Origin of the sequence: Pelagicoccus sp. SDUM812002, from assembly GCF_031127835.1 — a bacterium.
Classification (GTDB): Bacteria; Verrucomicrobiota; Verrucomicrobiia; order Opitutales; family Opitutaceae; genus Pelagicoccus.
Genome location: NZ_JARXHX010000088.1, coordinates 1 through 1,317, shown reverse-complemented (window position 1 = coordinate 1,317; position 1,317 = coordinate 1). Strand labels below are relative to the sequence as shown.

Sequence of the window (1,317 nt, the reverse complement as noted above, 5' to 3'; positions counted from 1 at the left end):
TGTGGGAGCGTCTTCTCAAAAAGCGCTAACAAAGTGAATGGAAAAGCGAAAAAGTTCGATCATAAGGTTGTTTCAGGACTTATTGGACACCCTCTTACTTCTGCTGTGCATCGCTACGAAGCCGCAAGGCTACTCCACTTGTTTACAAACACTCAAGTGATTTCCCCAAAATTACAGAATTATCAGATTCGCCGGTCCTAAACTTGCCCATTTTCAGCCATAACAGAACCTAAACTAATACTCAACTCAGATATCACTTGGTTTTTCGCGTCACGTACGAAAAAATGCCCTCCAGGAAAAATCTTTAAACGAAAATTGCCGTTTGTATGTTTTCTCCATTCTTGCATATCTTCACTCGTTACTATCTCATCGTCAGCACCGCTAAATGCTGTTATAGGACATTCTAGCGGTCTTTCCACAATATGCTCATATGTTTCTAAAACTTCAAAATCCGCACGCAAGACAGGTAGCATTATTTTGAGCAATTCTTTCGATTCGAATACTTCTTCAGGAGTTCCACCAATTTCTTTCAAATATGCAATAAACTGTGGTTCGGGAAGATCACTACGTATCAGGTCATCGTTACTGTCATTAGACGGATCTTTACACCCAGAAACGTATAAATGCACTGGCTGAGGCCTTCCTGATCTTCTTAGGTGACGCGTCATTTCAAAGATCAGCGAAGCTCCCATACTATGCCCAAAAAAAGCAAAAGGAAGGTCCATCAGGTCATCTAGCTCGCACACTATAGACTCAACTAAGGGATTCATATGCCGGTGTGGAACTTCCCTTACTCTATTCTCTCTACCTGGTAATTGAATCGCACACAACTCAACCTGAGGAGGCAGAGCATGTTGCCAGTCATTGAACATAGACGCCCCACCTCCAGCATGTGGAAAGCAAAAAAGTCGCAGCAAGGGTGGAACCGATCTAATTGACCTACTAATGATAGTATTTTTACTAAACTCGCGTCTCATCTTAATAGTCCCTCATCAAGGGGCTGTTCTAACTAATAGTTATTGTTTTGTCCTTTTGTACCGCTTTTTAAGCTGCCTGAGCAGCTGTTGGTGTTTGCCTCCATTGAATCGCCATTCGCACTCCTTGAGGTACAGCTGGAAGTTCTCGGGCTTGATGCCGTTGAAGCGCCGCAGATGCCGCTTGGCCTGATTCCAGAAGTTCCTATTTCATTGATGTGGTTGGGTCGGTCGGAGAAGAGCTCTCTGTGGTTGATACGACGATGCTGGAACACGCCTACATCAAGGGCTTCTTCGCCTTTGAAGTTGTCGGTGTAGACGATGCTGACGGGCGTGGCCTCCT

2 protein-coding genes and 1 pseudogene are annotated in these 1,317 nt (G+C 44.5%); 1 reads left to right on the top strand and 2 read right to left on the bottom strand.

Annotation, left to right across the window (positions count from 1 at the left end; translation table 11 throughout):
• Nucleotides 1-201: hypothetical protein (locus QEH53_RS23785; RefSeq protein ID WP_309025731.1), on the top strand; the 201-nt coding region annotated here is incomplete at its 5' end.
• On the opposite strand, the gene QEH53_RS23780 is transcribed toward QEH53_RS23785, so the two are convergent.
• Both QEH53_RS23780 and QEH53_RS23775 read right to left on the bottom strand, forming a co-directional pair.
• Nucleotides 198-977 carry a thioesterase domain-containing protein gene (locus QEH53_RS23780; protein WP_309025730.1) on the bottom strand — a complete coding sequence of 260 codons (780 nt, stop codon included), beginning with the start codon at nucleotides 975-977 and terminating at the stop codon, nucleotides 198-200. The two genes, QEH53_RS23785 and QEH53_RS23780, sit on opposite strands and share 4 nt — an antisense overlap.
• A 39-nt stretch (nucleotides 978-1,016) precedes the next feature.
• Nucleotides 1,017-1,317: pseudogene (locus tag QEH53_RS23775) on the bottom strand (transposase); the annotation flags it as partial.